Consider the following 18,840-nt stretch of genomic DNA (forward strand, 5'->3'; position numbering starts at 1 on the left):
GACAACTTGCTTACGTACTTGGTATGCTATCAGTTATCGGTCCGTTATCCATTGATATGTACTTATAGGAAGAAAAAAATATAAAAAAATAATTGCTTATTCTACTTACTATAGCAGGTTATTTTCTTGTAGATTCCCAACTATTTTTCGTCCATGGTAAGAGGTTGCATTCAGAAGTTGATGTAATTCTAAAATATTCTGATCTGTTATTGATCCGGCAGGAAGAATCTCTATTTTGTTTTTTGATATTGCTATCATTTCTTTTAAAGTATACCTACCCTCTTTTGCTGATAATTTTCCACCAGAGGTCAGAACCGTTGTAATTGTATCGAGTTCTATAAGTTGATATAGTGATTTGATGATATCCGGTGTTTCATCTATAGCTTTATGTATCACTATGTCTAATGGAAAAGCAATAGCGGTTAATTCTTTGATCCTTTCTATATCCAAAGTATTATCAAGATTTAGAATACCAAAGACAACCCCATCTACTTTCTCTTTTTTACAAAACCGAATGTATTCTTTCATGGTTTCAAACTCAGCTTCAGAATACACAAAGTTTCCTTTTCTAGGTCGTATCATTACTCGTACAGGTATCGATAATTTTTCTTTAGCTTTTCTTACTGTTTGATAAGAAGGACTAATGCCACCTGATATCAAATCTGCACACAATTCGATTCTATCAGCACCTTTTTTTTCTGCTAATATCGCTTGTTCAACGTTTTCTACGCAAGCTTCTTTTAAGAATTTCATCCTAATTGTTGATAAAAATGAGAATCTACCAGTCTCGCTCCTCCTATTAATGCCGCTTTTTCTTGCAGCTTACTTTTATAAACAGGCACTTCTAATTTTAGCTGTTGCAAAACAAGTTGTAAGTTTTTTGAAAAATACGGCCATGCATTACTTATATTACCTCCTATCACTAATGCTTCTGCTTCAAAATCCTTTAACCACGGTTTTAAAAATAAAGCCAGGTTGCTTGAAAACTCTTCAAAGATTGAAACCACAATATCTCTTTCTTCTTTTAGCATTATCAATTCTTTGACTCCTTTTATTTCTCTTTGCGTAAGTTCTTTATATCTTCTTTGAAACCATTGCGTAGAAAAATGAGTATCTGCGATATCATTTCCAAAAGGTAAATGATATAATTCCCCATATAATGGTACTCCTTTTCCAGAAGTTATAGGAACTCCATTCAGTAAAAAAGTAGCCCCCAGACCTGTACCCAAAGTAATGGCTATAGACTTATGATATTTTGCCATATCACCCGCCCAGGCTTCTCCAATACCAAAACATGCTGCATCATTGTAAAACCTAATTGTAATTGATGGATCCAATTTTAGTTGTTTTTGAATACATTCTTTAAAATTGACATTAGATAATGTATCAAATTTACTTTCTCCTTGATCAGGAAAAATGCCATGCATATAATCAAATGGTCCCGGGATTGCAATCCCTATTCCTTTTAATTTCTCAACTCCTAAATTAGTGATTGCAAGATCTAACGCACATATCCAGCTTTCAAGTATAAGGTTTTGATCGTCTTTATGATTAACTTTCATAGTATAAAGCTCCTCAATTTGATCAGGTTTATTTTCATTTATTACTGCAACTGAGATATGACTTCCTCCTATATCTACTCCTAAAATCATTTTTCTTTATTTTTTAATCTTATATCCAGATACACCGTAAAACACCAGATAAAGGTAGCATACCATAGGAATGATAAAAGATAATTTAATCCCAAGATAATCGGCCATTGCTCCTTGTAATAAGGGTATCAATGCTCCTCCTACAATCATCATTACTAATAATGAAGATGCCTGACTTGTATACTTACCTAAATCTTTTATTGCCAATGTAAATATATTAGACCATAAAATTGAATTAAAAGCTCCTATAGCTATAGCACTCCAAAAAGCGACTTTGCCGTCAAACAAGAGCATTATCATCAATAATATAATTACAATCCCAGCAAATATTGTTAATACTTTTGAAGCTTGTTTACCTGCTACAACAAAAGCAAGATAATTAACAACCAAAAAAACAATAAATAACCAAATATTAGAAAACGGAAGAAATTGTATAGAAAACTCTTCTGCTTCAATTTTGATTGCCGTAATAAAATATAGTATCAAAAAAAACAAAGCAGACAAACCTGCCATTAATATGTGTTTTTTTGTTTTATCAGCCATACTTCCCATAGAAACAGATCCTAGAAATCTTCCTATCATTGCTCCTCCCCAATAATAGGATAGAAAAACTCCTCCCTCTGCTTCATCCATGCCCATAATCTCATCGAGACCAAAAAAATTAATGAGAAAACTTCCAATAGATACTTCTCCTCCTACATAAAAAAATATGGCAAACATGCCTAATACAACATGCCTGAATTTGAGTACTCTAATCCCTTTTTCTATCGGATCTGTATTTACAAAAGAAGGAAGGTGAATAAATTGTATAATAATGGCCAATATAAAAAAGAGTGCTCCGTAAATTAAATAAGGTATTTTTAAAGCATCTACTGTAACTTCTCCATCAGAAAATACTTTATACAATAATATTGCTCCTATAATAGGAGCCAAAGTAGTTCCAAAAGAGTTAAAACCTTGTGCAAGATTAAGTCTGCTTGATGCTGTTTCAGGTTTTCCTAAAATAGCAGCATAAGGATTTGCTGTAATCTGTAGAATAGTAACTCCCGAAGCCAGAACAAATAATGCGCCTAAAAAAATAATATATCGCTGATATGTTGCTGCTGGATAAAAAAGACAACACCCTATCCCACATAATACCAATCCTAAAATGATTCCTTTTTTATATCCAATTTTTGAAATAGGGTCTCCTTGGCTCACCGAAATAATAAAATATAGTAATGAAATCACAAAAAAAGCGCCAAAAAAAGCAAATTGAATGAGTGCTGCCTGAAAATAACTTAGTTCGAAAACAGATTTTAGATGTGGGATCAGTACATCATTCATTACTGTTATAAACCCCCACATAAAGAATAGAAAAATTATTGTTATAAAGGGTTTGGTATAATTAGTTTTGGATGTATCCATTATATATTGGCTTTTTGAGCTTTTAATTAAAATGTAATTTAATTATTTATACTAGAATTAATTTGTTTGCTAGGTAAAAGTCTTTGAAATATCTTTTATACTGATGTAGTAAAATAATATTAAATAGAATCAAAAATTACTTCACTCTACAATATTGAATGATATTATAGAGTGAAGCTAATGATTTATTATTCTTTAGTTAAAGAATATTACGTTTGTTGTTGATCATGAGATTTTATTCGACATCCCACCAAATTCTTGTAAAAAATTCATCCGGACCTTGTCTTGAGAGTGCTTCTTGATAGTTTTGCGGGTTAGCAGTTTGCTCTCTTTCAAAATACCGAAGTCTTCTGGGGATTTGTCCATTACTAACATTTCCTGGAAAATTAACAGGTGTTAGCACAGGAAAACCGGTTCTTCTCCAATTCGCAAAAGATTCGATGTCATTAAGAAATGTTACAATCCAATATTGAGTATTTACCTGCTCTAATCCATTGGCTGCATCATATGGTTTTGCAGTCAAAAAATCGCTAATTTCTGTATCTGTTACACTCTGATCTCCAATATCATACAAATCCATTTGTTTCATCGCTGCTGTTATTCCTGCATCATAATGTGCTTTTGGATCTCCTCCGGCAATCCCCCATCGTATATCTGCTTCTGCAAGCATAAATTCTACTTCTGCATAGGATTGAAAAAAATATGGATCATCTTCTCCGGTAATAAGATTTCTATTGGGTTCAGAAAAATTATTGATATCATCTCCTCCTGGTATATCCTGAACCGTTTCTGTAGTCAGACCATTAGGCAAGCCTCTTTGTAAAGTAGGATCATTACTACCACTAGTTCTTCTGTCGTCATCATCGTTTGGTAGTGCTGCATAAATTCTTAACCTTGGGTCATCTTCTAAAGCATTTATAAAAGTATCGCTAAGTCTTACATCATCATCAGCTAAAAATACCTGACCATTTCCATTTCTATTAATTCCTTCGGGCCCATCAGTATGATTTACAAAGGCAATATCATCATTAGACTGCATTACACCACCATCAATCGCTTTTTGTACCCATTGTCTAGAGGCTTCTGGATCTACTTTTATTAAACGTAATCCTAATCGTAGCATTAGAGAATACCCAAAGCGTTTCCATTTTCCCTGATCTCCTGAAAAAAGGATATCTGCATCTCCAAATTGAGAAGTTTCTGTTCCCAGCGCTGCTGTAGCCTCTTCGAGTTCATTTAACATATCTGTATAAATTTCACTTTGTGGATCATATTTTGGTCTCAAATTTACGTCTATAAACCCTCTACCTGCTTCGCTATAGGGAACATCTCCATAAAGATCAGTAACTCTGTGATAAATAAAAACTCTAAGAATTCTTGCAATAGACAACATTTCTTCAGCGTATTGATCATCTGGGTCAGTTTCTAATTGATTCACAACATCTTCAATAATTTTTACCATGTCATTATAGGTTCTTTCAAACCAAGCGCCAGACCACTGAGCATTGTACAAATACTTATCACCTGCCCAAACACCACCTGTAGCAGACATGTGTTGGATCATTGTTGACGAATAAATTAGATTTCCTCTCCAGTTCTCAAAACGATCTCCCGCAGCTCTCAAAATTGCATTGGTAAGTTTGGGCCCGGGAACCAAATCATTTGCAGTATTGGGATCTTGATTAAGTTCTTCAAAACCATCATCACAAGAAGTAATAAATAGAAAAACTGCTAAAATTGCTGTTATATATTTTTTCATTACGATAATACCTTTTTATGTTTAAAATTTTAAATTAAGTGTTACCCCATAATTTGCAACAGAAGGTAACCCGAAGTATTCTAACCCTTGTGCATTATTAGCATTAAAGCCTGCTTCTGGATCAATATTTTCTGCATCTCTACTAATAAAAAACAGATTTCTTCCTACAAGAGAGATAGAACCATCGGTTAGAAAGGTTTTATTTAATAATCGTGAAGGAAATTTATATCCGATACTTAATTGTCTCAGTTTTATAAAATCTGCATCTTCGATTTGTTCTTCAGCAATACTTGAAATTCTGCCATAATAGGCTTCTAGAGTAGAGTCATCATGAGTAAATTGAAATGGTGTTCCATTAGGGTTTGCATCTGTCACATTGGTTACTCCACTTACCGTCAGTCCTCCTTCTCTCCCTTCTAAAGTACGTTTGTGTAATCCGGCAGAAGTAGCAATTGCATTTGTTCCCGAGTATATCTGTCCTCCAAACTTGGCATCAATCAAAAAGCTTAATGTTATATTTTTATATCTAAAAGTATTGGTAAGTCCCATGTTCCAAGGCGAGACTCCTTCTCCTAGAATTTTTCTTTCAGAATCTATTTGCGGTATTCCTTGACTATCAAAAATAATATCTCCGCTTTCATTTCTGGCATAAGCAGTACCATAAATTACACCAAAAGGTTGTCCTACTATTTGACTAATATTAGCATCAAAGGTACGTACATCTCCAACTGTAAGAATATTATTTTCGTCGTCAGTTGCTATAATTTCACTATCATTGAATCCTAAATTATAACTTACATCCCATTGAAAGTTAGAGGACTGAATTGGTGTTGCAGTTACTAATAATTCAACTCCCGTATTTTCTAATTCTCCAATATTTGAAACGATTTGTTGAAAGCCTGATGTATTAGAAATATTAACTGGTAAAATATCTTTTTCGGTGGTATTGGTATAATATGCGAGGTCTATACCAAATCTACTATTAAAAAAACTTAAATCAAGCCCTACTTCTATTTCTGTTTTATTAAATGGAACCAAGCTTGGATTAGGTAAAATATTTGTTGCAATTTCTCCTAAAGGTTGTCCTAAATGCCCTTGCCCAAAAATTCTATAAGGGAAACTCAGCTGATATGGAGTTTCTGCTCCTCCTGCAACTTCAGAATATCCTGCTCTAATTTTCCCAAAAGTAAACCATGAGGGTAGTTCAAAAGCATTAGAAAATACAAAACTACCACTTACCGAAGGATAGAAATCATTATTAGGAGACGTTTTGTTTTCACCGGATAATGTCGAAAACCAATCATTACGTCCTGTTACTGTAAGATATAAATAATCTTTGTAACCAAACTCTAACGATCCATAAATCCCGGAAAAAGCTAGTTCTGTAAGTTCTCTTTCATTGCTGGAGTTCTCTACATTACCTATAATTTCTAAAAAAGGAATGATAAAACGTTCTCCTCTTAGTTTTAAAAAGTCTCTACGTTGTGTGTTTTTGTTTACACCTACAAATCCATCTATTGAGAAATCATTTCCTATACTTTTATTAAATCCTAAAATAAGGTCTGCATCTACTTGAGTAATGATATTCTCTCTTTCTTCTATACTACCCTGTGGGGTGAATGCGGTACCAAACCCTTCGATCTGTGTTGTACGTGTTGTAGAATGATCAATACCTGCTCTTGCTGTAATGTCTAACCAGTCAAAAATTTGGTATTTTGCCGTAGCAGAACTCAATATTCGATTTCTACGATCAAATGTTCTAAACCGTTCTGCTGCCCAAAATGGGTTTTGTACAAAAGGACTAGACGATATCCGTTGTTCTACCCCTGTATCTGTAAAACCAGGTGCCAAGCTTTCTACATTAACATTGGCAGGTAATAATCCTACAGAAAAGTTTGCATTTCCTGGTGCATCTGATACTCGGGGTCGATTAGTTACTTTTTCGATGACATATCTTGCGCTTACATTAAGTGATAATTTCTCTGCAGCTACAGAACCTAGGTTGAGAGATATTGATTTTCTATTCATTTCAGAGTTTGGCAATATATCGTCGTTATCAAAATCTGTAAGAGCAAATCTATAATTAAAGTTTTCTTTACTTTTTGAGATCGCAAGAGTATTGATCAAGGTTGTTCCTGTATCATAGAATCTTCTTAGGTTATTTCCTGCATCTACAAAAGGTCTGGATACTCCATCAAACTGAACAGAAGAAGGAATACTACCTAATCTTGGCCCCCATGAAGAAAATGCTGTATCTAATCCTCCTTCTGCTGTTGTGGGAGCTTGTCCTTCCTCTCCTTGTCCGTATGTATCTTGAAAATCAAGAATATTTGTAAGCAAACGGTCAAAAGTGATCTGACTGCTATATTCTATCCCAAGTCCTTCTCGTTTTTTTCCGCTTTTTGTAGTAATCAAAATTACTCCATTAGAAGCTCTAGAACCATATAAAGCGGCAGCTGCACCTCCTTTTAGTACACTTACAGATTCGATATCATCAGGATTGATACTAGATACACCATCACCAAAATCTGATCCACCAAAAGGTCCGGCTTCTCCTAATTGTGTATTATCTATGGTAACTCCATCAACAACATATAGTGGTTGATTTGTTCCCGAGATACTAGAAGCTCCTCGTATGACAACTCTACTAGAGCCTGACGCCCCTGTAGAAGGAGGAGTAATATTAACCCCAGCAACTTTTCCTTGCAATGCATTAAGAGCACTCGGAGTTCTTACTTCTGAAATAGACTCTGATTGTAATTGTGTTACTGCAAAACCTAGCGTTTTTCGATCTCGCTCTATACCAAGTGCTGTAACAATTACCTCTCCTAAAGCTTCTGTAGATTCAGATAAAGAAACATTAATTTCTGTTTGATTACCCACAGCAATTTCTTTGGTTTCAAAACCTAATGATGAAAAAACCAAAACTGCATTTTCCTGAGAAAAGGTAACCGAATAATTACCATCAAAATCTGAAAGTGTTCCTGTAGATGTTCCTTTTACCAAAATGTTTACTCCTGGTAAAGGAGTACCCTGTTTGTTTTCAGTAATCTTTCCCGATACTGTTATTTCCTGCCCCACTGATATATAACTACTTATTGTTATAAGAAGTAAGGTCATTAGTAATTTCTTACACATACTTAATTTTTTAGTTTACGTTTAGTATTGATTTCTGTTTGCCCGGTCATAAATACTAATCTCTCTCTAATTCGATAAGAGAGCTATTTTTAAGCCTTTATAAATTTTATAATATCATTAACTTTTAGAAAATAAATTCGACCAATAACAAGCCTGAAAAGTCAAAGAACGTAATTATGAAAACGTTTGAGTCCATTTATTTTGAACATTTTTAACATAAAAATCAAAACAATAACAATAATAATGTTAAGAAAAACACTATTACAATATATCATCTATGCATAAAATTGTCCGAAAGAGTATTAAAAAAATATATGTTGTTTTTTTATGTAAAAAATGAGAGATCAATAAAAATACTTGTTATAATAAATCTTTTTTAGAAATTCTTTAAAAAGTAAACACACTAACCAACTAATTGTTAATCAACACTTATAATCATCTCTAATCCACAGAATATCCTAATGATCTAAATCAGGTCTCAATAGTAAATCGATTTACATATAATACATACAATATATTTTGATGTTTGATAATGAATAAAAATCCCTTAGAAATAGTAATTCTTTTGCTCATTATTACATCCTAGTTTTGTCCAAAAAAAATAATTCTCAAAACTTTATAAAGCCTTGAGAATTATTTTTTTTTGCTGCTATAATTTGTTTTAAATAATACCTTATCTATTTGAGATAAAAAGTAATATTTTTTGCATTGATCAGTTTTTCATGAGTAATAAAAAAACTATTGTGAATTTTACCATCGATTTCTATAGTTTTTATAAAACTATCTTCCTCACTCTTATCTACTGCAATAGTTAATATTTTACTAGAGTAATATTCAGAATCTAAATGAATTTTGATAGTATCAAACTTTGGTTTGCAGAATGTATATACAGGTGTTGCAGGGCTAATCGGATAAATCCCTGCCATAGCGAATACTGCCCATGCAGACATTGTACCTGTATCATCATTACCAGGTAAACCATCAGGAGTATTTTTATAATATTGCTTTAATAATGTATCTACTGTTTTTTGTGTACGCCATTCTTCGCCCTTTACATAATTAAACAAAAAGGGATATACAATATCAGGTTCATTTGCCATATCATACTGTCCTGTATCAAATACCTTTTGTAATTGTTGGATAAATGGTTGATCTCCACCCATCATTTCTTTTACCCCCTCTACATCATGTGATAGCATAAATGTATATTGCCATGCATTGCCTTCTATAAACCCGGGATTTTTTACAAAGTTTGCCCCCGTACCGGGATCAAAAGGCGAAAACCAGCTTCCATCTTCGTTTTTGGGTCGTAATACACTGTATTCTTTGTTAAAAAGTTTTCTATAGGATAATGATCGTCGTGAAAATCGCTCATAATCTTCTTCTTTCTTTAATATTTTTGCTAATTGTGCTATTGCAAAATCAGCAACATTATATTCTTGAGTAATAGAAACAGTGCCACTACTAGTGGTTTTAGTTGTGAGATATCCTTTTTCTAAATATTCTGAAATACCAAGTCGTAAAGGGTTATTATCTATTTGATCTGCACTTTTCAACATTGCTTTGTAAGCTTTTTCTATATCAAAATCTCTAATCCCTTTTATGTATGAGTCTGTGATAATTATTCCGGCAGGATCACCAACCATTGTTGTAGTTTCTGTGGCATTTAATTCCCATTTGGGTAACCACCCACTTTCATCATACACCTGCAACATACTGTTTATCATATTCGATTGCTGTTTTGGATATAATAACGTCATGAGTTGATGTAGATTTCTATAGGTGTCCCAAAGTGAAAATGCAGTATACCTTGTTCCATTGGTCTTTAAGGTTTCTCTGGTTCGCATTTTGGGATATTCCCCATTATAATCATTCAACGTGTTAGGGTGGATCAATGTATGATAGAGTGCGGTATAAAATTTGATTTTATCTTCTTCTTTACCTTCAACTTCTATTCTAGAGAGGTATTGATTCCAATTGTTACGGGTTTCTTTTTTGATTTGCTCAAAAGTTTTACCAGACGTTTCTTTTTCTAGATTCTCTCGTGCATTTTTGATACTCACATAAGAGATACCAATTTTTATCTCGACTTGTGTTGGGGTATCAAAATAGTATTGCATATATGCCCCTATACTATCCCCTACAACCTGTTTGGTATATCCCTCTTTGACTCTTGTTCTTCCATTATAGGATATTCCTTTGGTCTCCATCCATTGGGTTTCTGTACCTTGTTGTTTCATTGGAGTTTTCCAGACGCCAAATTGTTTTGCTGATTTTGAAAACTTTGCCACAAAATAAATAGGATACGCTTCTTCGGGTTTATAGTAACAAAATGAGCCTACAGAACGTACTCCTTCTATCTCTGTTGGAGAAACAACTCTAATTGAAGCTCCTTGTTCATTGGTAAGACCTAGTCCTAAATTGATAAGGATATTTGATTTTCCTTTGGGAAAAGAATATGTACTAACCCCAACTCTTGTAGTTGCAGTAGTTTCAACTTTAATATCGTATGCATCTAACCGATTTGAATAATACCCTACCTCTGTAACCTCATCAGAATATGTCGTCCCATATTTTAAATGATTTGTTTCTAAGTCTCCTGTAGTTGGCATTGCCAAGATAACTCCCAACTCAGGACATCCTACCCCACTAAGGTTAGCATGGCTAAACCCTGTTAAAAAAGTATTTTCGTGTACATAGGGTGTAGATAACCATCGACTATCTTTTTCTAATGGTAGATTTTTTATCCCAGAAACATTAAAAGGCACAACACTTGCCATTCCACGAACTGCAATAGGCCCAGGATATGTTGCTCCAAAATTTGATGTCCCTATAAATGGGTTTACATATGTGGTCACATCTTTTACAACTTTTTGTTCTTCTATCGATGCACCTGTTTTGTCCTTATTGATTTCTTGATGAGAGACAGTTTCTTTACAAGAACAAAGAACAAGAATACTACAGAAGATAAAGAGAGTTGTGCTTTTCATTTTAAAAAGAATTGCGCTATTATTTTTGTTTACTTAAAGAATATGGTATGTTTTCATCCTTACTTGCCCAATTTTTATTTGGAATACTATCCATTGTAAAATCTATCACGCCCCCTTTTTGTATTTCTTCAAAATTGAGAAAACTATTATAGTATTCTTTTTTGTTTAATTGCATAGATGATATATATACATTATCAGGTGAATTCTGAGGAGCATTGATCTCTAATGTATTATTATTAGCCAAAGTGAGTGTAGCTTTTTTAAATAAAGGACTTCCTATCACATATTGATTGACTCCCGGTGTTACAGGGTAAAATCCTAAAGCACTAAATACATACCATGCCGAAGTCTGCCCATTATCTTCATCACCACAATAGCCATCTGGTGTTGCAGCATACAGTCGAGTAAGTACCTCTCTAACTTTTTTCTGAGTTTTGTGTGCTGCATTGGCATATGCATATAAATAAATCATGTGTTGAATAGGCTGATTACCATGAGCATAATTGCCCATATTGACAATCTGCATTTCTCTAATCTCATGAATGGTGAATCCATAATACGAATCATCAAAATCAGGAGGCATTGTAAATACAGCATCTAACTGTTTCTCAAATGCTTCTTTTCCTCCCATTAACTGAATTAACCCCTCTATATCATGAAATACAGACCATGTGTAATGTAAGCTATTTCCTTCTGTAAAGGCATCTCCCCATTTCAATGGATTAAAAGGAGTTTGAAAAGTTCCATCCTTATTTTTTCCCCGCATTAACTTTGTTGAGGGATCAAATAGGTGTTTATAATTTAGTGACTGTTTATAAAACGTATCTGCTATATCTTGTTTCCCTAATTTTTCTGCCATTTTTGCGATTGTAAAGTCTGCATAGGCATACTCCAAGGTTCGTGCTGCGTTTTCGTTAATTTTTACATCATACGGCACATATCCTAATGTATTGTAATATTCTACTCCTTCTCTACCTACAGAACGAATTACATTCCTATTAGACAAAGGCCTACCCTCTGAGGTTGTTGCATTTTTTATCATTGCCTCAAACAAAATATCGGTATCCATATCTTTAATTCCTTTAAGGTAGGCATCGGCAATAATCGGTGCAGAGTTAGACCCTATCATACAATCACGATGTCCCGGGCTTGCCCATTCTGGTAGCCATCCTGATTCTTTATAGGTATTGGCAAGCCCCTGCATAATCTTGCTATTCAATTCTGGATACATCATATTGAAAAATGGAAATACAGCTCGAAACGTATCCCAAAAACCATTATCGGTAAACATATATCCGTGAAGTACCTGACCATTGTACGGACTGTAATGTATGATTTGATCGTTTTTATCTATTTCGTAAAACGTTCTCGGAAACAGTAGTACTCTATACAAACATGAATAAAAAGTTCTGATATGATCGATATTATCATCTTCTATTTTGATTCTGCTCAATTGTTTTTCCCAAGTGTTCTTTGCTTTGGCATACGTTTGTTCAAAAGTGTCTTTCCCAATTTCTCTGTCTAAATTTAGTTGTGCTTGTTCCGGACTGATAAATGATGAGGCTACCTTTGCATGTACAACTTCTCCTTTTTTGGTTTTGAAACCTATAATTGCCCCTACATGTTCTCCTTTTTGTTCAGATGTGTTTTCATACAATTGCCAATTGTCTCCCCAAGTATGATATACTTCAAAATCTTTATCAAGTTCGACTACAAAATAGTTATGAAAATTATCAGGTACTCCGCCACTATTATTTTGGCAATACCCTATAATCTTTCGTTCTTCGGGAATAATCTTGACCATAGAACCTTTAAAAAAAGCATCTAACATGATATAAGATCGTTCTGCCTCTGGAAATGTAAACTTAAAATGTGCTGCTCTTTCAGTTGGGGTGACTTCTACAGTAGTATCATAATCTGCCAAATATACTTTATAGTGATGTGGAGTAACTGTTTCTGCTTTATGAGAAAACCAAGAAGCCCTTTCTTCTTCATGAAACTTAAGATCTCCTGTAACTGCCATAAATGAAAATGCAGCATAATCATTGATCCATGGGCTTGGTTGGTGTGTTTGCTTAATCCCTCTTATTTTATTTTCGTCATATTTATATGTCCATCCATCTCCCATTTTTGAAGTCATAGGTGTCCAGAAGTTCATTCCCCAGGGGGTAGCAATAGCAGGATAGGTATTTCCATTTGACAAATCAAATGAAGAATCCGTACCCATAAGAGGGTTTACATAATCGATAGTAGCACTTGAAATCTCTTTCTTTATTTCAACAGCACTACTTTTTTCTTCTTTTGGGTTACAAGAATATATGATCCCAATTACTGCTATATATACTATAATTTTACCCAACATAACTATTGTATTTTGAAATCAGCATCTGTCAATTGATTATCGATAAGTTTACTTTTTACTGCAAAATTAAACCCTGATCGTAAGCAATATGAGCCGTACTCTCCTTTTTTATTTAGTGCAATAAATCCAACTTGCAGATACTCTATATCTTTATGGTTTTTATGTAGGGCATAAATGCGTTCTACGACTTCTTTACAGGCATCGTATGGGGATTTTCCTTGTCGCATCAGTTCTACAACCATAGCACTACCTGCAGTTCTTATCACTGCTTCTCCTAATCCTGTAGCTGCTGCGGCTCCCACCTGATTATCCAAAAATAATCCTGCTCCTATAATTGGGGAGTCTCCTACTCTACCGTGCATTTTCCATGCAGCGCCACTAGTCGTACAAGCACCCGATAGATTACCATTTTCATCAAGAGCTAGCATGCTAATCGTATCATGATTTTCTACATTGATAACTGGTTTATATTTTGATGTTTCCAACCATTCTTCATAAGCTTTTTTAGAGGCTTCTGTAAGCAAATTTTCTTTTTTAAACCCTTGTTCTAATGCAAATTGTAAGGCTCCTTCTCCTGTTAACATAATATGCGGAGTTTCTTCCATTACTTTTCTTGCTACAGAAATAGGGTGCTTGATGTGTTGTAAAAATGATACTGCCCCACAATCACTGTTATGATCCATAATACAAGCATCAAGAGTTACATTACCTTCGCGATCAGGAAAACCTCCTAACCCTACAGTTTGAATTTCGGGGTTGGCTTCTGCCGTTCGCACACCTTGCTCTACAGCATCCAGTGCAGTTCCGCCTTGATTAAGTATTTGCCAGGCAGTTTCATTGGCGGGTACACCATGATTCCAGGTGGATATCACTATCGGCTTACTACTTTGTTTTTCTATTGCTGTTCCTACTTCTTGTTTGGTCTCTTTTGTTTTTTCATGGGTAGTACACCCCAAAAAGGTAAGAAATAATGTAAAACATAGTTGTATTGTATATCTTCTCATTCCTAATATATATGGTTGTTTTCTGGTAATCCTAAATTTATAAATAACGAATCATTTGGCGTATTCCCCATTTCAAATTCAAGAACACCTCCATTACTAATCTCTTTGTGTGTTATAAACACATTTTCTATTGGTTTTTCATTAAACAAAACACTTTGTATATATTTATTTTCTTCTGAAAGCCCTTTTGCAACGATATGGAACACCTTGTTGTTAGGCAATTGTATTTCTACTTCTTCAAAAAAAGGAGTTCCGATCATATATGCGCCCTGAGCGGGATTGACTGGATAAAACCCTAATGCACTCAATATATACCATGATGACATTTGTCCACAATCTTCGTTACCACAATGTCCATTGGGTTGATTCTTATATTGTTCTTCTAAAATTTTACGAATAAGCTCCTGAGTTTTTGAAGGTTGATCGATATAGTTATATAAATAGGCTACATGATGGCTAGGTTCATTACCATGTGCATATTGCCCTATCATTCCTGTACTAAATATCGGTAGTTTATCCTCTGGCATAGGATCGTAAGAGAACATCGAATCTAATTTTTGAGTAAATCTTTCTTTCCCTCCTGTTTTTTGAATTAATCCTTTGATATCATGAGGTACAAACCAATAATATTGCCATGCATTGCTCTCGCAATAGTATGGAGAATACACTTTGGGGATAAAGGGTTCTATAAATCTGCCTAAAGTATCTTTGGGTTGAATCCATGATCTTTGTTCATTATATAGATTTTTCCAGTTTTGAGAGCGTTGTAAAAAGTATCTATAGTCTTCTTCTTTGCCTAGATCTTTTGCAAACATAGCAATACACCAATCATCATAAGCATACTCCATTGTTTTTGAAACAGACCAATTTTCATGATGTTGATCTACGGGGACATAGTTTAACTTTTTATAGCTATCAATCTGCCTTTGATCGACCATAGCACTTTTTTTGCAGGCTTCATAAGCTAAATTTACATCAAAATCAAATCCTTTAAAATAAGCATCTACCAGTACTGGAACGGCATGATAGCCAATCATCATATTCGTTTCATTACCTTGCATAGACCAAACAGGTAATACACCTGTCTCCTGATAATGCGCTAACAATGATTTTATCATATCAGGTACACGTTCTTGCTGGATAATCGTATACAGCGGATGTGCTGCACGAAATGTATCCCATAATGAAAATGTATCGTATCGTTCAAATCCTTCTGCTTTCATTATTGTATCATTAGCTCCTTTATACGTTCCCAAAGGATCACTTAATAGTGTTGGGGCTAACATTGACTGATACATCATGGTATAAAAAATCGCTTTCTTATCCTGGTCTGTAGTCGTAATTTTTATTTTTTGTAATTCTTTTTCCCAGATCTCGCGGGCTTCTTCTTTATATTTATCAAAGTCAAAATCCTGGGTTTCTTGAGCCATAGAAGCTTCAGCCCCTTCAAAACTAGCAGTTGATAGTGCTGTTTTGACAATGATTTGCTCTTTTTCTGAGGTATTATAATGTAAAACAATTCTGGTATTTAGGCCTTGTGCGGGAAGCGTATCTATTTTTTCATTAGTAAAGACCTCATACGCTAAAAATGGTTTTGAAAATTGCATTACAAAATATATACGTTGGTCTTTTGCCCAACCTGTCGATTTTCTATATCCTCTGATTGTTGTTTCATTTATTTTTTCGATATAAGTATCTGTAGGTTTATCCCAATTGATAGCATATCCCAAATCAACATGTATCGATGTTGCAGTGTCTTTAGGAAATGTATATCTATGGATACCAACTCTAGATGTTGCGGTCAGTTCTGCTTTGATCTCATAATCTAAAAGATCTACCGAATAATATCCAGGTGATGCTTTTTCTTTATCGTGTTGATAGGATGAAAAAGGCTTGTAATTATTTTCTTCTATCCTTTTAGAAAATTTACTATTTGTAGGCATTACGAGAATATCGTATAAATCTCCAGCTCCTGTTCCTGTTAAATGTGTATGAGAAAAACCGGTGATGATAGAATCTTGATAAAAATATCCGGCAATCCTATCCCAACCAGGAATCCCAATATCTGGACTTAACTGAACCATTCCAAAAGGAACTGTTGCACCGGGATAGGTATTACCCGGGCCATCTGTACCAATAAAAGGATTTACAAAAGATGTTAATGCTTCTTTTGATACCAATATAGAAGCCGTTGGTGTCTCTTTTTTGCAAGCAAATGCAACAACAACGATAATAACATATATGAATCCTTTTTGTAAAGACATTTTAATTTCTGATATTACTTTTGGAAGCTTTTATGGCTTTGAATTGTTCATCTGTAATGGCATGTCCATCAAAAAATGATACTCCTGATGCTCCATTATCTTTTGCTAATTGTATGGCTATACTGACTTCTTCGGGACTCATAGGTGGTAAATATATCCCTGTATGTAATTCAACCGGTTTTCCTTTTAGGTCTTTCACTCCTTGTTGCGTTACATAACCAATCCAATCTGTTTCTTCATTATAAAAATTGTGATATACCATAGGCAATACCATATCTACAGTCCACTTATCCCAACGTTGACGAACCATATGATCCGACATTTCAGGATAGGGAAAAACAGCTGCAGTAAGTATTTTGTCATATTTGTGCGCTATGGCATAGGCATCATCAACTACTTTTTTAACTTGATTAAGTCTAAATTGCTTCCATTCCATGTCAATAGCTGGATTTTTAAAATCTTTTGGGTTTTTATGATGTTGTTTTTCAAATGTATTTAGACAAACATCACAATAACAAAAATCAAATTCCGGCAATTCTTCATCTTGAACAAGATTATACTTAGGCAATAATCCTATCGGAAGAAAAATATCAGGATATCGTATGTAATCCAAATGTACACTTGTAACCCCTTCGACTTGTGCTAAATTTTCTACAAGACTTAATACATGATTACGAGATTCTTTTCTAGTTGGGCATAACCATTGATAATAATCTATATATGGTCTTGTATCATAGCAGGATTTTCCTTCTCTGCTTACTGAATACCATTCGGGATGTTGTAATGCTATACTATCATTTGGTCGATTCATAGTAAACATCCACGCATGTACTTCTAATCCGGCTTGTTTTGCAATTGGTGTTACTACACTTAATTTTTTGGCATTGGCTTCGGTATTAATCAAAATAGCATCTATGCCATTTTCTTTATATTTTTGAAATTCTCTTTTATAATCCTCAGTAGACAAAGAGTCATTTACTGTAAACCATGTCCAATATTTAAATGCTTTTGTTTTGATCTCTTTTTGAGGTTGTTCTTTTACTATTTCTTGTATTACTTCTTGTTTTTCATTCTTTGTTTCTGTGTTACAACCTATATGAACAAACAAAATGGATACTATTATAATTCTAGACAATTTCATACTAGTTTACTTTTTGAATGACCTTACCATCTTCTTTAATAATAAATACCTTACGGGTAAAAGGACTAACTACAATAATATTCCATCCTGTTTGGTGATTTTCTATACTGTGTATAATCTTTTTACCTTCTATTTCTATACGATTCTGGGATAATTCTGAAAAAGAGGTAGCCCAACGTTTATGCTTTTCAAAATATTCCTTTTGTTTTCGGTATAATGCATAAAGTAGTTGTCTTACTTTATAATCTTTAGGGATTGTAAACATATCTTTTTCTCCAGCTTTTTTCGAAGAAAAATAAACATATCCCCAATCCTCTGGTCGGTGCATATTAATAACTCCCATAGACGACCAAACCCAATTATACTCTGGTTCAAACTTACCTTGATGATTCTTTTTCCTATAATATTTCTTATTTTCTAACTGAAAATCCCAATTTACTCTTGAAAAATTTATTCTCCAAAATTGATCTCCGGGTGTATTATCTTCATAATATGATGTTCTAAAGACTTTGAATGGAATTGCTACTTCTAGTGTCCAACCTTTATCAATATCGTTAGGATTGTTTAAAGTACCATGAATCTTGACTGCCGATTGTAATCCGTTGGCATTCCAATCATTGAGCACAGGAGTATTCTCTCTATATGGTTTTGTAAGAAAGAGGTCCCAAACTGTATTCAAAGCATTAATTTCTATTTCGTAATAGTTATGCGTGTCATTATCCGGATCTATAAAAATTTCAAAGTCATTATTATAAAAGATAATCGTATCTCTCTGTTTTAAATCAGCCCACACATGAGGTTCTTCTATTTCTGCGAGAAAATAGATGTTTTTTAAATCCCATAGCATTTTTACTGTAGTAGTATACTTTGGTGTTTTTATACCTTCAATATCAATAAATGCAGATGTTGCTTGTACTTTTTGCCACGAAGTTTCATTTGGTATTCCATCAATAATAATAGGTTCCTCTGTAAAATAAGAAATATATGATTTAGGCAAGGACTTTTTAGTAGCTTCTTGTCCTGAACCTATTGTAATGATTAAGAAAAACAAATAAGATATTTGATATCTCATGAATGTTTTTGTTGATGATGGATGTTTGAAATGAATCATACTATTACATAA

At 33.9% G+C, this 18,840-nt stretch carries 11 protein-coding genes; all 11 read right to left on the bottom strand.

The features are described 5' to 3' along the window. Positions 1-108: 108 nt before the first annotated feature. The 11 genes from FHK87_RS19695 to FHK87_RS19745 all read right to left on the bottom strand — a co-directional run bounded on the left by FHK87_RS19695 (position 109) and on the right by FHK87_RS19745 (position 18,789). On the bottom strand, positions 109-753 hold the full coding sequence (locus tag FHK87_RS19695) for a copper homeostasis protein CutC (RefSeq protein ID WP_140595617.1): 645 nt from the start codon (positions 751-753) through the stop codon (positions 109-111). After that, positions 750-1,652 (bottom strand): ROK family protein, encoded by a 903-nt coding sequence (locus FHK87_RS19700; RefSeq protein WP_140595620.1) that lies wholly within the window; start codon positions 1,650-1,652, stop codon positions 750-752. Before FHK87_RS19700 ends, FHK87_RS19695 begins: the two co-directional genes overlap by 4 nt. A 6-nt stretch (positions 1,653-1,658) precedes the next feature. Further along, positions 1,659-3,059 (bottom strand): sugar MFS transporter, encoded by a 1,401-nt coding sequence (locus FHK87_RS19705; protein WP_140595622.1) that lies wholly within the window; start codon positions 3,057-3,059, stop codon positions 1,659-1,661. A 235-nt stretch (positions 3,060-3,294) separates the two neighbouring features. Then, entirely contained in the window at positions 3,295-4,818 is a 1,524-nt protein-coding gene (locus FHK87_RS19710) for a SusD/RagB family nutrient-binding outer membrane lipoprotein (protein ID WP_140595625.1), read from the bottom strand. 21 nt (positions 4,819-4,839) lie between these two features. Beyond that, positions 4,840-7,956 carry a SusC/RagA family TonB-linked outer membrane protein gene (locus FHK87_RS19715; protein ID WP_140595628.1) on the bottom strand — a complete coding sequence of 1,039 codons (3,117 nt, stop codon included), beginning with the start codon at positions 7,954-7,956 and terminating at the stop codon, positions 4,840-4,842. 677 nt (positions 7,957-8,633) lie between these two features. Continuing rightward, the gene (locus FHK87_RS19720; RefSeq protein ID WP_140595631.1) at positions 8,634-10,946 is read right to left on the bottom strand and encodes a GH92 family glycosyl hydrolase; all 2,313 of its coding nucleotides are present in this window, start codon (positions 10,944-10,946) and stop codon (positions 8,634-8,636) included. Between the two features lie 19 nt (positions 10,947-10,965). After that, positions 10,966-13,308, bottom strand: a complete 2,343-nt coding sequence (locus FHK87_RS19725; RefSeq protein ID WP_140595634.1) for a GH92 family glycosyl hydrolase — start codon at positions 13,306-13,308, stop codon at positions 10,966-10,968. A 2-nt stretch (positions 13,309-13,310) separates the two neighbouring features. After that, positions 13,311-14,312 carry an isoaspartyl peptidase/L-asparaginase family protein gene (locus FHK87_RS19730; protein WP_140595638.1) on the bottom strand — a complete coding sequence of 334 codons (1,002 nt, stop codon included), beginning with the start codon at positions 14,310-14,312 and terminating at the stop codon, positions 13,311-13,313. A 2-nt stretch (positions 14,313-14,314) separates the two neighbouring features. Then, positions 14,315-16,576, bottom strand: a complete 2,262-nt coding sequence (locus tag FHK87_RS19735; RefSeq protein ID WP_140595641.1) for a GH92 family glycosyl hydrolase — start codon at positions 16,574-16,576, stop codon at positions 14,315-14,317. Between the two features lies 1 nt (position 16,577). Beyond that, positions 16,578-17,717: a putative glycoside hydrolase gene (locus tag FHK87_RS19740; RefSeq protein ID WP_140595644.1), complete on the bottom strand. Its 1,140-nt coding sequence runs from the start codon at positions 17,715-17,717 to the stop codon at positions 16,578-16,580. 1 nt (position 17,718) lies between these two features. Continuing rightward, complete coding sequence (locus FHK87_RS19745) at positions 17,719-18,789, bottom strand: carbohydrate-binding family 9-like protein (protein WP_140595649.1); 1,071 nt, start codon at positions 18,787-18,789, stop codon at positions 17,719-17,721. Positions 18,790-18,840: the final 51 nt, after the last annotated feature.

It is taken from the genome of Aquimarina algicola (assembly GCF_006443095.1).
Lineage (GTDB): Bacteria > Bacteroidota > Bacteroidia > Flavobacteriales > Flavobacteriaceae > Aquimarina > Aquimarina algicola.